Here is a 15,737-nt window from a genome sequence, read left to right on the forward strand (position 1 = left end):
TCCGGCCAGGATTAACCCCACGTTGTGGTCCGCCGAACCTGCCGCTGTCCCGCGTCTCCGCAGACTGAGTGCGTCAGTACGACGTCAATGCATCGGAGATATTTCAATGCGTAAGTCCATGCTCATCCCCGGTCTCGCCACCGTGGCCGTCCTGGTGGCGGGCGGCGGAGCTGCCGCGTACGCCTCCTCCCTCGACCAGAGCCCCGCCCCCACCTCCTCCCAGTCCTCCGCCGCCCCCTCCGAGCAGGCCCCCGAGAACGAGGCCGCCACGCCTGCGGAGAGCGCGGACCCCAACGAGGGCACGCAGGAAGACGCACAGGGCCAGCAGACCGAGGCCGAGGACGGCAACGACGACCAGGGCGCCGAGAAGGCCGAGGCCGAGGACGGCCAGGACGACCAGGGCGCCGAGAAGGCCGAGGCTGAGGACGGCCAGGACGACAAGGGGCAGGAAGCCGGCTCCGAGACCCAGGAGGGCAAGCAGGGCCAGGCGGGCGACCAGCACGACCAGGAGGGCAAGGGCGACGCCTCCGAGCCCGAGGACAGCTGAGCCAGGCGCCGGGCCCCGCCGACTCGTCGTCGGCGGGGCCCGGTCCACTCCTGAACTGTTCGGCGCTCGCCTCTGCCGTTGCCGCGGCAGGTCAGCGGCACTGCCGGCCTTCCGGCAAGTCTGTCCGGCCGCACGGCAAGACCCTCCGCCACCACGGGCGCCGGCTCGGCCGGGCGGCCATGGCCTACAAGCGGCCCAGTACCCGCCCCCCGAAATTCGGGTCACTGACCGTAATCGATAGGTTGCTCAAATGATGAGCCGGGTGGTGGGCGCGGTGCAGCGGCGGCTACTGGCATTGATGATCGTCTGCTACCTGCTGGCTGCCGTCGTGCCGCGGCCGGGCGAGGCATTGCGGGCGATGGCGCTTGGATCGGGGGGACCGGTCACGGTGCCCATGGTCTTGCTGGCTGTGATGTTGTCGACCGCCGGTCTCGGGGTGCGGGTGCGGGATCTGCGCACCGTGGCGGGTCGGCCCCTGAGGTTGGCGTCGGGCGTGGCGATGAACGCGCTCCTGCCTGTGGTGCTCTTGCCGGTTGCCGCGATCTGCCTGCGAGCCTGGCCCGATGCCGCGGAGGTGGAGTGCCTAGCGGTCGGTCTGCTGCTGGTGCTGGCCATGCCGATCGCCGGCGGAGCGGCGTCATGGGGGCAGAACGCCGGCGGCAACGTGCCCTTGGTGGTCGCCATGGTCGTGGGCTCGACGCTGCTCAGTCCTGTCACGGTTCCGTGGGGGTTGACCGTGTCCGCCGCCCTGGTCGGCCCAGGGGGCGCCCGCAGCCTTGATGACACGGCGCGGCTCGACGGGCTGGCCGGGACAGCGGGCGCGGGCGCGTTCGCGCTGGCCTTGATCGTGCTGCCCTCGCTGGCCGGGATCCTCGGGCGGGCCATGCTCGGGGAGCGGCGAGCGGCACGCATCGCGCCGACCATCAAGCTGGTCAACATCGTGAACATCCTGCTGCTGTGCTATCTCAACGCCTCCGGCGCGCTCGGGCAGGCGCTGTCGCCCCCCGACCCTGACTTCCTGGCCCTGGCCGTCGGCGTGGCCGGCGCGGTCTGCTGCCTGTCCTTCCTCGTCGGCAGGTGGATGTCCCGATGGACCCGATGTGACACTCCCGACGGCATCTCCCTCACCTTCGCCACCGGCATGAACAACACCAGCGCGGCGGCGGTCCTGGCCACAGGCTGGTTCGCGCACCGTCCGCAGGTCCTCGTGCCGATCCTGGCCTACAGCCTGCTGCAGAAGCTCGCCGCCAGTCTGTTCGGAACCCGGCCGCCATCGCCACCTACGGCTCCTGTCGTCTCCCCTCCCGCGCCGTCTTGACGGCGCCGTTCAGCTACACCGGATGCGCGGCTGGATCTTCGAACTTCGACCGGCTCGCCCATCGCACGCCGTCACCACCGCCCGCCACTGGAGATTCAGCTCTGTCGTGTGAGCAGCCGCTCCCGCGGCTACTGCACTGGCAACGCGGCAAGTCTGCGCGAGAAGCGGCGCAGGAGCAGTGCGGCTGTGGCGGTAAGGCCGCCGAGCAGACCCAGCCAGGTGCCCACAACGCCCAGACCGGCCGGTCCCGCCAGCAGGGCCGCAAGGGGAAGACCCACAAGCCAGTAGCCGACCAAGGTCAGCCGGAAGCCGCTCTTGGTGTCGTCGAGACCGCGCAGCAGACCGACGCCGATGTTCTGGGCGCAGTCGACGAACTGCATGACGGCGGCCACCATGAGCAGGCTGGTGGCGATGGTGAGCGCCGTTCCGGCCTCGGTGCCGAGGAACGGGCGCAAGACGAGGCCGGGCAGCGTGAGGTACAGCACCGTGACGAGGCCCATGACCGCAGCCCCGCAGGCGAGGGCGGCTCGCGCGATGCGCCGGGCCTGACCAGGCTGTCCCAGAGCCATCTGTCTGCTCACTCCGATTGAGGCGGCGTGCGACAGGCCCACGGAGACCTGGAAGACGATGTAGACGAGCTGGTTGACGGCGGTGTGCGCGGCCAGGGCGGCGGCGCCGGATGTGCCGATGAGCAGGGCGACGACGGAGAAGAACCCGGCCTCGGAGCCATAGGTCGCCGCGATCGGCAGGCCGAGCCCGGTGAGCCGGCGCACCGTCACGGGACGGGCCTGCCAGAAGCGAAGGGTGAGCGCCGGGGCCAGCTCCGGGTCCCGGCGGGCGGAGGCGTACAAGGCGACGAACGTCGCCAGGTAGACGGCGCTGGTCGCGATGCCGATCCCGGTCAGCCCGAGCGGGCGGATGAGTGCGGCGTTGAGTACGGCGTTGACCACGATCGAGGCCAGGGTGATGCGCAACAGCGCCTGCGGGCGGCGCATGCCGACGGTGAACTGCCGAAGCGCCTGGAACCACAGGCAGGGCAGCAGACCGGGTGCCAGCGCCCACAGCATCGGCCGCATCCGCTCGATCACCGCCGGTTCCTGCCCCAGCAGGGTGACTGCCTCGCCGATCAGCACCATGGCCGCACCGCCGACGAGACCCGCGATGGTCGCCAGCGCCATCGCGGCGCGGACCAGGTCGCCGGCATCCTCTCCGCGCGCGTGGGCGGCGGCGACCTGGTTGCCGACGGCCGTCACCAGGCCGACGCCCATGGTGCGCAGCTGGTTGAAGATCACCATGGCCAGTCCACCCGCCGCCAGCGCCTGCACGCCGAGCAGGCCGAGCATCACGGTGTCGGTGGTGGTGAGGGCGACCTGGGCGAGCTGGGTGAGGGCGAGGGGGACGGCGAGTCCGGCCAGTTCGCGTACGTCGTGGCGCAGGGGGGACGTTGTCACGCCGTTTTCTCTCCCTTTAGGATAGGCAAACCTAAGTAGACTAATGATACGAATGAGGACGAAGTGGACCTGAGCAGGCGTCAGCTTCTCATGACCGCAGGAGGAGCGAGCCTAGCGACGCTGCTCGCGGCCTGCGGCGGCGGGTCGGAGCCCGGCTCCACCCCTGCGCCCCAATCCGCTCAGGCCAAGCCCGCCAGCGGCGGCACCCTGCGCGTCGGCGCACTGGGCAAGGCGAGCGCGATCACCCGCGACCCCCACGGGACTCAGGCCAACGAGAGCGACTACCTGATCATCAGCCTGATCTACGACACGCTGACCGCCCCCGGCGCCACCGCCAACACCGCACCCCGCCTGGCCGGCGCGTGGAAGGCCGACAAGGACGTCAAGACCTGGCGCTTCACGCTGGCGCCCGGTGCGACCTTCCACGACGGCACCCCGGTGACCGCCGAGGACGTCGCCTGGTCGCTGCGCCGCCTGCGTGACACCCCCGCCGGTCCGGCCCGGCTGCCGGGGGTCACCTCCGGCAACATCAAGGCGGACGGTGACAGCGTCGTCCTCACCTCCGACTACCCCAACGCCGATCTGCCGCTGATGATGCGGCTCACCACGTTCGTCCTGAAGAAGGACACCACGGAGGTGGCCGGTGCGCCGGGCACCGGCCCGTTCAAGCTCGACTGGTACCGCGACGGCAACGCCCGCCTGGTGCGCAACGACAACTGGTACGCCGGCAAGCCGTACCTGGACGCGATCGAGGTGAAGATCTTCGAGAGCCCGCAGGCCTTGGCCAACGCGTTGCTGGCCGGACAGATCGACGTCGCCTCCAACGTGGGCGCCGTGGCCGCCCGGGTCGCCGCCAGCCGGCCCGGCGTGCAGGTGCTGCGCCGGCCCGACGACATGGCGATGCCGATCGTCATGCGCACCTCCGAAGGTAGCCCGTACGCCGACCCCCGGGTCCGGGAGGCTCTGAGGCTGGCCGTGGACCGTGAGGCGATGGTCAAGCAGGTGCTCAGCGGCTACGGCAAGGTCGCCAACGACGTACTCGGCACCGGCGATCCCGCCTACGCCAAGGACCTGCCCCAGCGTGCGCGTGACCTGGCCCGTGCCAGGCAGTTGCTGCAGGAGGCCGGTTTCGACCTGTCCAAGAGCTACCCGCTGCACACCACCGACGACATCGCGGGACTGGCCGAGTCCGCGGCGCTGTTCGCCACGCAGGTGCGGGAGGTGGGCGTGCAGATCGAGGTCGTCAAGCAGGACTCCGGCGCCTTCTGGGACAAGACCTGGCTCAAGGGAGACCTGTACACCACTTACTGGGGCACCAACGACTCGGTGCTGTTCTTCGCCAGCAAGCTGCTGCTGACCGGCGCCGGACAGAACGAGTCCGGCTGGAGCGACGCCGCCTTCGACCAGGCATACAAGGACGCCGTCGGCACCCTGGACGAGGCCGCCAGAAGCAAGGCGTTGCGCACACTGCAGGAGATCGAGCACGAGCGCTCCGGTTACGTGCTGTGGGGCATGGCCGACGGCATCGACCTGGCCGCGGCGGCCGTGCGCGACCTGCCGAAGCTGCCCGGCTACGGACGCGTGCAGCTTGAGCGGGTATGGCTGGCTCGCTGACGGCGCTGCGGCTCGGCTGGCTGCTGGCCCGCAGGATCGGCCTGCTCGCGGCGCTGCTCGCGCTGATCTTCCTCGTCGTGGAGGCGTTGCCGGGCGACGCCGCCGACGCGACCGCCGAGCGCGGGGAAAGCGTCGCCGACGTCGCCCGGCGACGCGCCCTGCTCGGCCTGGACCAGCCGGTGTTCGTACGGTTCCTGCGCTGGATGGCCGCGTTGCCCACCGGCGACCTGGGCGTGTCGGCCCGCGGTGAGAAGGTCTGGGACCTGCTGTCCGGGCCGCTGCCCAACACCCTCGTGCTGGGCGGCCTGGCTCTGGTCGTCACCGTCGTCACGGCGCTGGCCGTGGGCTGCTGGGCCGCGCTGCACCCCGGGTCGGTGACCGATCGGGCGATCTCGGCCTCGGCCACGGCCGTGCTGGCGTTGCCCGAGTTCGTGATCGCGGTGGCGCTGGTGCTGGTGTTCGCGTTGTGGACAGGCGTGCTGCCGGCGGCGACGCTCGCCGGAGCGGACGGCTCTCCCGCCTCCTGGACCATGCTGGTGCTGCCGGTGCTGGCACTGACGATCCCGCAGATCGGATGGAATGCCCGGATCGTCCGCGGCGCGATCGCCGATGAGTCACGAGCACCGCACGTGCTCGCCGCCGTCCTGGACGGCCTGCGCCCCCGGCGCGTTCTCACCCACCACCTGCTGCCCGGCGCGCTGCCCGCCATCGCCGTGGGCGCGGCGACCTCCACCGGCATGCTGCTGGGCGGAGCGGTCGCCGTAGAGACGATCTTCAACTACCCCGGGGTCGGCGCGCTCCTGGCCGGAGCCGTGGCAGACCGGGACACCCCGATCATCGCCGGCGTCGTGGCACTGACCGGGCTCGCGATCACGTGCGTGCTGCTGATCGCTGACCTGATCCGCTCCTGGGCCGCGGGAGGCCGCCTGTGACGCGCCTACTGCCCGCGCTGGTCCTGCTCCTGCTGGCGCTCGGCGGACCGTTCCTGGCCCCCGCGCCGATGGACCAGCCGGTCACCGTTCCCTACGGGCCTGCCGGAGCCGATGGCGCGCTGCTCGGCGGCGACCAGCTCGGCCGCGACGTCCTGAGCAGACTCCTGTACGGGGGGCGCGACCTGGTGCTGTCCTCCGTCGCCGTGGCGGTCCTCGTCACCGCGATCGCCGCAGTGCTGGGCGTGGCCGGAGCGCTGCATCCCCGCTTCGGCCGCTTCGTCGAGCGGGCAACCGACGTGTTCATGCTGCTGCCTGCCGTCCTGGGCATCCTGCTGGTCACCCAGGCGTGGCCGAGCGGCGGCTCGTCTGCCCTCGTGATCGCCGCCGTCGCGCTCGGCGTGCCGTTCGCCGTCCGGTTCATGACCGCCGCCGCGGCACCCGTCGTGGCCACCGGCTATGTCGAAGCGGCCGTCGCCGGTGGCGAGCGCACCTGGCATCTCATTATCCGCGAGGTGCTGCCGAATCTGCGTTCCACCGTGCTGGCCCTGTTCGGGCTGCGTTTCGTGGAAGGCGTGTATGTGATCTCCACCGCCGCCTTCCTCCAGATCGGCCCACAGCCCCCGGCCGCCGACTGGGCGCTGATGATCCGCGAGAACAGCGCCGGGCTCGTCCTCAACCCCTGGGCCGTGCTGGCGCCCGGCATCGCGATCGCCGCGCTGGCGATGAGCGTCAACCTGGCCGCCGACGCGCTGACGCCCAAGATACGCACCTCGGAGGTGGCGGTCCTGTGAGCCCGTATGCCCAGGTGACCGGCCTCACCGTGGCTGCTCCCGGCGGACCCGCGTTGCTGGCGGGCGTCGATTTGACCGCCCATCCCGGGCGCGTCCTGGCCTTGGTGGGCGCCTCAGGCTCAGGGAAGACCACCCTGCTGCGCGCGCTGCTGGGAGACCTGCCCCCGCGCGCCGCCCGTCAGGCGGGACAGGCGCGGGTGCTCGGCGTGGACGTGTTCGGCTGCGGCCCGGACGCCCTGCGCGAGCTGCGACGCCGACGGCTGGCCTTCGTCGGCCAGGACCCCGGCTCGGCGCTCAACCCCAGGATGCGCGTGGCCGCCGTCGTCGCCGAGACCGGCACCGGACTGACCCGTGACGACATCGCCGACCTGCTCGGCGAGGTCGGCCTGGCCGATGTCCCCGATCTGGCCCGGCGTCGTACGGTCGAGCTCTCCGGCGGCCAGCAGCGCAGGGTCGCGCTGGCCAGGGCGCTGGCCCGCCGTCCCGACCTGCTGCTCCTGGACGAGCCCACCGCCGGCCTCGACCCCGCTGCCCGCTCGGAGATCGGGACGCTGCTGCGACGCCTGGCCAGGGAACAGGGAATCGCGGTGGTGATGTCCTGCCACGACCGAGACCTCGTCGCCGAGGTGGCCGACGACGTCCTGGAACTGCCCGGCGGCCTGCCCGCCCAGTCATCGGCGCCCCGGCCGCCGGGCGGCTCCCGCGCGGCTGCCCAGGAGGCGGGGCTGCGCGCCGAAGGGCTGGCCGCGCATGTCGGGCCCGCGCGCCTGCACGTGCTGCGCGGCGTAGACCTGCACGCACCGGCAGGAGTCGCGGTCGGCGTCGTCGGCCCCTCAGGCTCGGGCAAGACCACGCTGCTGCGCGCCCTGGTCGGCCTGCACCCGCGCTCGGCCGGCACCCTCACCCTCGACGGCCTCACTCTGCACCCTGACGTGCGGCGCCGTGGGCGGGAACTGCAGCGCCGGGTGCAGTTCGTCCCGCAGAACCCCATGGGAGCGCTGAATCCCTCGGTCACCGTGGGGGATGCCCTGCTGAGGCCGGTACGGCTGCACCGCCGGCGCCCACGACCAGCAGGACCGCAGCGCGTGGATGAACTGCTGGAACAGGTCGGGCTGAGCCCCGGCCACGCCGGCCGATACCCGCATGAGCTGTCGGGCGGCCAGCGCCAGCGGGTCTCCATCGCACGTGCCCTGGCCGCCGAACCCGACGTGCTGATCTGCGACGAAGTCACCTCGGCTCTGGACGACGGGACCGCCCGTGCGGTCATGGACCTGCTGACCGGCCTGCGGGAGGCACAGGGCACGGCCGTGATCTTCGCATCTCACGATCTGCGACTCGTCCAGGAGTACGCCGACAACGTCCTGACAGTCTGACCCTCGACGCCTGCCTCAGCGGGCGGGCGGCGAGCCGTTCGGGCCTTCGAGGAGGCTGAGTGAAGAAATTGGCGCTAGGAACTTGATCTTCGTTTCGGTTCGATGACGAGGACTGTTTGCCCTGGTGGATGGGCTTACGGTCCTGGCTCATGCCCTTCGAATTTCTTTCCGATGAGCAGGTGGCCCGATACGGCCGATTCCCCGAGGAGCCGTCGGCGTCCGAGCTGGAGCAGTTCTTCCGGCTGGACCGCGCGGCGCTGGACGCGCCGGCCGACAAGCGGCATCTGGTGGAACAGCCTGTACCTGGACGCCACCATCAAGCAACTGCGCGAGCAGGGCTTCCCGGTCACCGACGAGATGTGCGCACGGCTGTCGCCCATCGCCTACGAGCACATCAACTTCCTGGGCCGCTACGCCTTCACTCGCGCCGATGTCGAGACCGGGCTGCGCCCCTTTCACCAGCTGGGATGACATCACCGCAGCGCACGAGCTCGGCCTGACACACTCATCACCGGCCGGAAGCGGGCTCGTGGCACATCCGCTCAGGAGGCCGACAGCCCGCGGACTGACGTGTCCGGCACGTCAGCGGCTGGTCAGGTCATCACCGCCGCATGGGCGAACCCGCCCGATCGGTGGATCGGGCGGGCTCTGGTCATGCGGGTCAGGTGGCGGACGGCGGCTTGAGTGGATCCGGCTGTGGGGGCGCAATCATCCGATTACGCCCCCATGCGTATCGGGGTTTGATCGACAGTGGAACGGCCAGTGGCGTTACTGATTCGGCACGCGCAGGAGGTGCGGAGGGGAAGGAGACCTGCCAGGCCTGGGCCTCCTGGCTTCGTTGGTGAGCAGTGGGAGCGATTGCTGGTCGCTCCGGGCAGCGGTTAGCTCCCTTGCGGTGCGTGAATGTTGGTGAGAAGTAAGAGCGTTCGTCGTCGCGGTGCCGTCGGTTCCCAGGCGATGACTCCACCGCACGAGGCAGGCAGCTGATCTACGTCCGGTTCAGGCCGGCTTCCAGGTGGGCCAGTGCTGTATCGATTTCAGCGGGACCGTCCAGGCCGGGATCGTGTGCCCACTGCATCCAGACCATGGCCACGATGCCGAAGACCGCGCCGACCGCGTCGCGTACGCGCGGGTCCTCAGGAGCGCAGTCGGCCTTGTCCGCCACGAGCCGGCAGACCTCTGCGATGAAGCCGGGACTCCTGCGCAGGTTGGCGGCCAGTAGTTCAGGCACGGTGGCCGCGAACACCTCTCGGGCGTGCCCGGCGGTGATCTCCTCCGGCGACAGGGCGGCAAAGGCCGCGCGGAACGCACCCCGTAGCAGGGGGACCGGGGCGTTTGGCGGCTGAGCGGCCAATGCCTCGGCGAGAGGCGGGAAGCGGTCGAGGACGACCAGATGCTCCTTGGTCGGGAAGTAGCGGAAGAAGGTGGCCGGAGAGACTTCAGCGGCCTCGGCGATCATTTCGGTGGTGGTGGCGTGGTAGCCCCGCTCACGAAAGAGCCTGAACGCCTCACGAAGGATCGTCTCCCGTGTCCTGGCCTTCTTGCGTTCGCGCAGCCCGCCGTCTCCCATGCGGGACACTCTACTGAACCAATAATGAGAGCTCACTATCTAATGATAGCATACTCTCAAAATCTTTCGAGGTCCGAGCGGGTGGATACACCCCAGGTCCGCACGTGCACTCAACTCCTTCGGAGCACGGAGGCTCTTCACCATGGGCGACGACATCACCGGCCTGCACCACGTGGGCCACATCGTGCACGACATGGCCCAGGCCATGAACAGCTACCGCCGACTCGGTTTCACCGTGGCAGCGCCCACCTACCCCATGCTGTCGCGTGTCGCCGGAGGAGCCGCCGAGCCGTTCGGCGTGGCCAACGCGCACGTGCAGTTCCCGCGCAACTTCATCGAGCTGGTGGCCATGATCGACGACGCCGGCCGCATGCCCGGCGAGGCCCGGCCGATCCCGCTGCGGGTGCCCGACGACAGGCTGCCTGGACTTCTGGCCGCCATCGGCGCAACCACCGCCAACATCGCGGCGTTCCTGCAGCGGTTCCAGGGCCTGCACATCATGATCGCCGACACGCCGGACATCGACGGCATCGCCGCGGGACTGACCTCGGCCGGCATCGACCATGCTGGTGTGCACGCCGTGCAGCGCCCCGTCGAGACCCGCACCGGCACCACGATGGAACCGGTCCGCTACCTGGAGATCTCCGCACCTGGCCTGCCCGCCGGGCGCGTGCCGGAAGGCAGGATCGGATTCGCCGAGAACGCGCCGGCCCAACTGCCCGGAATTCAGCCGCATACCGTCCACCCCAACGGCGCGACCGGGCTGGTCGAATGTGTGCTGTGCGTCGCCGACGAGGCGCTCCCCGCACTGACGCAGCGTTATGCCACCTACTTCGGGCAGGCGTGCAACGGTCGACCGCACAGCTTCGATCGGGCGAACGTCACCGTCGTCACCGCCTCGACGCTCGGCGACCTGCTGCCTGGTGAGCGGCCTGCGGCTCTGCCGGCGTTCGTCGCCTGCACGGTGTCGGTACGCGACATCGCCGCCACACGGCAGCACCTGCGCGACAACGACGTCCAAGTGAGCCGGACCGGACGCGAAGAGATCTTCGTGCCCGCCAAGACCGCGTTGGGCACCGCGATCATCTTCCGCCAGGAAGAGTGAGGCTTCTCCGGCGGCGAGGTGAAGTGATGGCGGCCTGCCCAACGCGGGCGCGGCTTTGCGCCAGGCGGTAGGGGTCGGTGCCGGTCTCGATGATGTTCCCTGTCAAGTCAGCGTGTTGGCATATGGCTTTGCCTCCCGCCGTCGGTGTGGTCTTGCTGGGCGAAGCCGAACGCGGGTGGGGAGGTGGACTGCTGGCGCAGATGATCGCGGTACGGGTCGACGGGGTGGGCCGGTGGCGCGGAGCGCGACGCAGGGCCTCGGGTTCGCGGGTGCGGGCGTAGCGTTTGACGGTGTTGAGGGACAGGTTCAGGCGGCGGGCGCATCCCAGCAGCCGACGCCCTTGTTCAGCAGGTCGTGGATCTGCTGCCAGCGCTCACGGGCGGTCTGCTCGCGGACACCGGCGGGGCGGGCCGGGTTGACCGTGGCCCAGCAGGCACTGTGGGAACGAACCTCAGCGAGGGCCTTGTCGCACAGCTGCTCATGCATGACCTCCTGGGCGAGGCGCCTTTCGTCATCGAACCGCAGCCGCCTCAAACCCGTTCGACGAGGAGCCCTACCAGATCTGATCTCGCTATTCATGATCATCAGGGCGTTTTCGATGCATAGGATCCGGACGCATGAGCGATGATCGTGAAATGCGCCGCTTGTCGGGCGGCTCGCGCGAGTGCATGACCAGCATCGCCGTCGCCGAGTTGGATGGTGCTCCGGTCGTGGTCGGCGCCGACAATGGCGGGAGTTTGCGGAGGTGGGATCTGTCCAGTGGTAAGTGCGTCAGACTCCCGCTGGAGCTCGACGCCGCGGGCCTGGAGGACGAGTGGTATGACGAGATGGGCTGGGACGAGGCTGATCATTCCCAAAAAAGCCCGGGCCGCGAAGTGCCCGCCGCCGACATCGTCGCGACCATGACGGTCGCGCGGTTCGACGGGCGGCCCGTGGCGGTCACTGGCGGAAGTCAGTACGACCTGTTCCTGCACACCGGGGTCGCCGACATGCACGGGTCGGCGGTGCGGCTGTGGGATCTGCGGACCGGGCGCAAGGTCGGCAAGACCCTGGCCGTGCCCGACTACGTGACCGGGGGCCGGATCTGCTCGTTGGAGGTCGTCGCGTCCGAACGTGGCCCCGTCGCCGTGGTCGCGAGCGAGTACAGCGCCTTGCAGGCCTGGGGCCTGACCCGCAATGAGCTGCTCACCTACGTGAAGACCGCGAGCACCAACGGAGTCATGGGGACGGCCACGCTCGAGGGCCGTCCGGTCGCCGTCACCGGCGGGGCCGAGGCCGCCCTGGAGGTGTGGGATGTCCTTGCAGGCGAGCGGATCGGTGGGCCGCTGACTGGTTTCGAGCCCGCGACCAGGGCTGTCGCCATCACCCAGCTGAACGGACGCGCGGTAGTGGTGGCCGGTGGCGACGACGAGAAGCTCAGGATCTGGGAACTGGCGAGCGGGGAACCTGTCGGGCGGCCCATGACCGGTCATGCGAGCACAATCGATACGCTCGCCACCGCCCACGTCGGCGGCCGCGTCATAGCCGTGACCGGGGGCCGGGACGACACCACCCGCGTCTGGGACCTCGCGCGCGGCGAGCAGATCGGGGAGCCGCTCCAGGGCCATGTCTGCCTCGCGGTAGCGGAAATCGACGGCCGGCCGGTCGCGGTCACCGGCCATCATGGCACCGCCGTACGGGTGTGGGACCTGACGTTCGCCGGACCAGACAGAGGCCGATGACCCGCGAGACAATCATTGCTCGTACACGTGTCGGGACCGTGACTCACGAGGCAGTGGTGCCTGCAGCCGCCCGCCGCGCCATCAAGGCCGCCGCGAAGGCGCACCTGTTCCCTGTCAAGTGAACGTGTCGCGCGGTCACGACGGTCATCGGTCGTCCTGGGCAGGGCGGGTCCGGAAGGCGGCGACGCTGGTGGGTTGCTGGGCGAGCTGTTCGCGTAGTTCCTGGTTCTCCAGGGTGAGGACGTGAACGGCCCGTACCAGTATCGGGACGTCTGCTTCGAGTTGGGCGAGCTTCTCGTTCTTGTTCGCGATGGTCTTCTTCAGCTTGGCGATCTCGGTGCGGAGCCGGACCTCGACGTCCGGGGTCGCGCCACGTGCTTTGACCTGTTCGTAGAACTCGTTCTTCAGGTCGGTGTGGCGTTGTGTGAGGGCGTTGCGTTGGACCTGCGCTTCCTGGGCAAGCGCGACGATGGTCAGGGCGCCGTTGGAGTGTTCGGGCCTGGGCGGTGAGGAGACGGTGGATGCCGGCGCGGATGCGTTCGCGTTCGTCTGGGGTCGAGCTCATGCGGAGTCCTTGAGAGTGGTGCGGGTGCGGTCGTGCGTGTCGGCCAGGTTGCGGAGGCGGACGGCGTTGGCGCGGAGCCGATCGCCGATCGCCGATCGGTCGGGCGGCGAAGGCAGCACGCCTGTCGAGGAACTCGGCGCGTTCGCGGAGTTGGGCGGCGTGCTCGTCAGTGCGGATGATGTTGCCGCAGCAGCCGGGCCGGCGTGGTCACACCCGGGAGCAGCACCTTGTTGGTGCGCAGCCACGTCACCCCGTCATAGAAGATCGTCTTCTTGCCGTCGCCGGGGTTCCACGCCCGCGCGCTCGCCCACACGATGAAATCCGCCTCCGCCTGGGAGAACGCCTTCAGCGCGTACGCCTTGCGGATCGCCTCCTGGTGCTCGAACGGCGTGCTGCGCCGCTCGGTGTACTGGCTGATCTGCGAGACATCCTCGACACCGAGTTGCTCGCCGAGGTACACAGGCACCTCGTCGGGCACGTCCAGCGGGTCGGTCAGAAAGCGCCCGACGTAGCGGGCTGTCGTCAGCTGGAGGGCGAAACCGAGGCGGGCGTGCGTCCCACGCCGTTCGACGATCAGCGCCCGAGAAGCGGCCGTACGCAGCCGCCTCACCATCACTCAAGAACTCAACCGGCATAGACGCCGAAGGTAGGGCAGGCCAGGCAAGCAGGACGAGCGGAAGATCAAATAGTTGGCTGGGGCCACCCGCCAACGGGACTTTTCGTTCGGATGCTCGTCATGCCCCAACTCCCTGAACGTGGCGGCCGGGTCGTCAAGGGCTGGCATCGGTGACCTCTCCTTCGATGTACTGACAAAGCAACATCGAAGCACAGGCTCGAACCCAGGCGAGGGACGACGGGCCGAAGAGCCGCGCCGGACGCGCCAGTCGGGCCCCTCGCGTCGCGACCTGACGAAAGACGTAGATCACGACGCGAGGGACGGAGTCATGCCAGCAGACCCTGCCCGATCCAGCCGCCTGGCCGGCAGCCCGGCGGGATGGCGAACACGGCCGATCCGATCGGTGTGGTCCACTCGTTGAGCAGGTCGGCCTCGGCCAGCCGACGCTGCATGGGCAGGAACTGAGCGCCGACATCGGCCTGGTAGGAGGCGAAGAGCAGGCCGCTGTCGGAGTGCCCAGCCGCGGTGAGCCCTTCGTCGTAGTTGTAGGGGCGACGGAAGATCCCCTTGGCCGGGTCGGCGCTGTGGGCCCGCCTGATGTGGGCGTACTCGGAGATGACCGGGAACCCCACGGGCGTGAGCTTGGCGAAGTCGGGCGGGTCGTGCTCGGCGGTTCCGGTCAGCGGGGCGCCGGTGTCCAGCCGGCGTCCGATCGTGAACTCCTTGGCGACCCGGTCGGCGGCGTCCCAGGTCTCCAGTTCGGCCCGGATCCGCCGCAGCACCAGCGTGGTGCCGCCCTGCAGCCAGGCGGGCGCGTCCGCGCCGGCCCACACCACCCGATCGAAGACAGGGGTGCCGGGCGCGGGGTTGGCGGTCCCGTCGAGCTGGCCCATGACGTTGTGCTGGGTCAGCCCGGACGCCTGCACCCCGGCGGCCCGCCGGAATCCGCGCTGAACCCATCGGACGCGGGTGAAGGCGCGGGCGTCCTTGATGATCATGCGGAGGGCGTGCGCCACGGTCAGCGGGTCCTCGGCGCAGATCTGCACCAGCACGTCGCCGCCGCTCCAGCGGGGCTGCAGCTTGTCGATGGAGAAGCCGGGCAGCGCCTTCAGCGAGGACGGGCGCGAATCCGCCAGGCCCACCGTGTCGAACAGACCGGGCCCGAACCCGAAGGTGACGGTCAACCGGGCGGGCAGCACCGCCAGCTCCGGTTCGGTGTCGGCCAGGGCGGGAGCGCCCGCGCTCAGGCGGCGGGCATCATCGGTCAGCAGCCGCATCATCCGGGCCACCGCCTCACGGTCGACGCCGTCGCGCAGGTCCAGGCCGACGAAGACGGCATGAGCCTGTGGGACGGTGGCGATCCCGGCCTGGTGCGGGCCGTGGAAGGGCTCCACCGCAGAGCCCGGCGGGGCGGCCTGAGCCGCGGCCGAGCCCGTTGAAGCGGCCTGTGTCGCGAGCGCGCCGGCCGCGGCGACCGCGGTCGAGGCCAGCAGGCCCCGCCGGGTCAGGCGTGACCTGCCGCCGGTGTACGCGTCCATCAGTGCTTGCCCTCGCCGGGCTGGTAGTTCTCCTTGCCGCCGGCGAAGTCCTTGCCGATCGCGGTGAACTCGACGGTGGAACCGTCGGCGAGAGTCAGCGTGAAGGGCACCTCGGCTCCTGGCTCCACCTTTCCGGTGACGCCCATCAGCATGATGTGATCGCCGCCGGGCGCCAGCTGATGGGAACCGCGGGCAGGCACCACGAACCCGCCCTTCTTGGGGCGCATCACCATCTTGCCCCCGGAGTCCACCACCTCGTGCAGCTCGACCATCGGGGACAGCGGCGAGGCGCCGGAGACGACCGTCAGCTCCGCGTCGGTGTTGTTGACCAGCGTGCCGAAGGCGGCGGTCATGCCCTTCCCTCCGGTCTTGATCCAGGGGTCGGTGATGGTCAGAGCGGGCGAAGGGGCGGCGGTGGACACGGTGGTGGACACGGCGGCCGCCGGTGACGCCGACGTGGTCGGTGAGGTCGTGCTCTGGCCGCCGCAGCCGGACACGAGCACCGCTGCGGCCAGCGCCGCGGCGGGAAGAAGCGGAGAACGAGAACGGAGAGAGTGCATGGTGGGGCCTTTCCAGGCAGGCCTCGGCGCGCGGTG

Annotated in this window: 16 protein-coding genes; 10 read left to right on the forward strand and 6 right to left on the reverse strand. The window is 70.1% G+C overall.

The genetic code is table 11. The features are described 5' to 3' along the window. The first annotated feature begins 106 nt into the window (after positions 1-106). Both IEZ27_RS35180 and IEZ27_RS35185 read left to right on the forward strand, forming a co-directional pair. Positions 107-547 carry a hypothetical protein gene (locus tag IEZ27_RS35180; RefSeq protein ID WP_189651197.1) on the forward strand — a complete coding sequence of 147 codons (441 nt, stop codon included), beginning with the start codon at positions 107-109 and terminating at the stop codon, positions 545-547. A gap of 250 nt (positions 548-797) precedes the next feature. Next, positions 798-1,865, forward strand: coding sequence for a bile acid:sodium symporter family protein (locus IEZ27_RS35185; protein ID WP_189651198.1), 1,068 nt, complete (start codon positions 798-800; stop codon positions 1,863-1,865). A gap of 128 nt (positions 1,866-1,993) precedes the next feature. Here IEZ27_RS35185 and IEZ27_RS35190 read toward each other — a convergent pair whose 3' ends face one another. Beyond that, a complete protein-coding gene (locus IEZ27_RS35190) occupies positions 1,994-3,316 on the reverse strand; it encodes an MATE family efflux transporter (protein ID WP_189651199.1) in 1,323 nt (440 codons plus the stop codon). A 90-nt stretch (positions 3,317-3,406) separates the two neighbouring features. On the opposite strand from IEZ27_RS35190, the gene IEZ27_RS35195 reads away from it, so the two are divergent. The 5 genes from IEZ27_RS35195 (at position 3,407) to IEZ27_RS35215 (ending at position 8,497) form a co-directional block, all read left to right on the forward strand. Beyond that, positions 3,407-4,930, forward strand: coding sequence for an ABC transporter substrate-binding protein (locus IEZ27_RS35195; RefSeq protein ID WP_229824631.1), 1,524 nt, complete (start codon positions 3,407-3,409; stop codon positions 4,928-4,930). Next, the gene (locus IEZ27_RS35200) at positions 4,915-5,862 is read left to right on the forward strand and encodes an ABC transporter permease (protein WP_189651201.1); all 948 of its coding nucleotides are present in this window, start codon (positions 4,915-4,917) and stop codon (positions 5,860-5,862) included. Before IEZ27_RS35195 ends, IEZ27_RS35200 begins: the two co-directional genes overlap by 16 nt. After that, on the forward strand, positions 5,859-6,653 hold the full coding sequence (locus IEZ27_RS35205) for an ABC transporter permease (RefSeq protein WP_229824632.1): 795 nt from the start codon (positions 5,859-5,861) through the stop codon (positions 6,651-6,653). Before IEZ27_RS35200 ends, IEZ27_RS35205 begins: the two co-directional genes overlap by 4 nt. Then, positions 6,650-8,026 carry an ABC transporter ATP-binding protein gene (locus tag IEZ27_RS35210; protein ID WP_189651202.1) on the forward strand — a complete coding sequence of 459 codons (1,377 nt, stop codon included), beginning with the start codon at positions 6,650-6,652 and terminating at the stop codon, positions 8,024-8,026. The genes IEZ27_RS35205 and IEZ27_RS35210 overlap by 4 nt, the downstream gene beginning before the upstream one ends. A gap of 171 nt (positions 8,027-8,197) precedes the next feature. Continuing rightward, the gene (locus tag IEZ27_RS35215) at positions 8,198-8,497 is read left to right on the forward strand and encodes a Tn3 family transposase (RefSeq protein ID WP_189651203.1); all 300 of its coding nucleotides are present in this window, start codon (positions 8,198-8,200) and stop codon (positions 8,495-8,497) included. A gap of 517 nt (positions 8,498-9,014) precedes the next feature. On the opposite strand, the gene IEZ27_RS35220 is transcribed toward IEZ27_RS35215, so the two are convergent. After that, positions 9,015-9,596, reverse strand: a complete 582-nt coding sequence (locus tag IEZ27_RS35220) for a TetR family transcriptional regulator (RefSeq protein ID WP_189651204.1) — start codon at positions 9,594-9,596, stop codon at positions 9,015-9,017. Between the two features lie 142 nt (positions 9,597-9,738). Between IEZ27_RS35220 and IEZ27_RS35225 the strand changes: the two genes are divergently transcribed. Continuing rightward, positions 9,739-10,701, forward strand: coding sequence for a VOC family protein (locus tag IEZ27_RS35225; protein WP_189651205.1), 963 nt, complete (start codon positions 9,739-9,741; stop codon positions 10,699-10,701). A gap of 306 nt (positions 10,702-11,007) precedes the next feature. On the opposite strand, the gene IEZ27_RS55645 is transcribed toward IEZ27_RS35225, so the two are convergent. After that, a complete protein-coding gene (locus IEZ27_RS55645) occupies positions 11,008-11,187 on the reverse strand; it encodes a hypothetical protein (RefSeq protein WP_379478721.1) in 180 nt (59 codons plus the stop codon). Between the two features lie 131 nt (positions 11,188-11,318). On the opposite strand from IEZ27_RS55645, the gene IEZ27_RS35235 reads away from it, so the two are divergent. Together IEZ27_RS35235 and IEZ27_RS35240 are read left to right on the forward strand one after the other, a co-directional pair. After that, positions 11,319-12,422, forward strand: coding sequence for a WD40 repeat domain-containing protein (locus tag IEZ27_RS35235; RefSeq protein ID WP_189651206.1), 1,104 nt, complete (start codon positions 11,319-11,321; stop codon positions 12,420-12,422). Positions 12,423-12,665: 243 nt separating this feature from the next. Then, positions 12,666-12,932: a hypothetical protein gene (locus IEZ27_RS35240; protein ID WP_189651207.1), complete on the forward strand. Its 267-nt coding sequence runs from the start codon at positions 12,666-12,668 to the stop codon at positions 12,930-12,932. Positions 12,933-13,153: 221 nt separating this feature from the next. On the opposite strand, the gene IEZ27_RS35245 is transcribed toward IEZ27_RS35240, so the two are convergent. The 3 genes from IEZ27_RS35245 to IEZ27_RS35255 form a co-directional block, all read right to left on the reverse strand. Next, positions 13,154-13,600: a DUF4158 domain-containing protein gene (locus IEZ27_RS35245; protein ID WP_229824651.1), complete on the reverse strand. Its 447-nt coding sequence runs from the start codon at positions 13,598-13,600 to the stop codon at positions 13,154-13,156. A gap of 329 nt (positions 13,601-13,929) precedes the next feature. Next, entirely contained in the window at positions 13,930-15,141 is a 1,212-nt protein-coding gene (locus IEZ27_RS35250; protein WP_189651209.1) for a Dyp-type peroxidase, read from the reverse strand. After that, positions 15,141-15,701, reverse strand: coding sequence for a copper chaperone PCu(A)C (locus IEZ27_RS35255; protein WP_189651210.1), 561 nt, complete (start codon positions 15,699-15,701; stop codon positions 15,141-15,143). The genes IEZ27_RS35250 and IEZ27_RS35255 overlap by 1 nt, the downstream gene beginning before the upstream one ends. Positions 15,702-15,737 lie beyond the last annotated feature (36 nt).

Origin of the sequence: Nonomuraea spiralis, assembly GCF_014648435.1 — a bacterium.
In the GTDB taxonomy this organism is placed as follows: Bacteria; Actinomycetota; Actinomycetes; order Streptosporangiales; family Streptosporangiaceae; genus Nonomuraea; species Nonomuraea spiralis.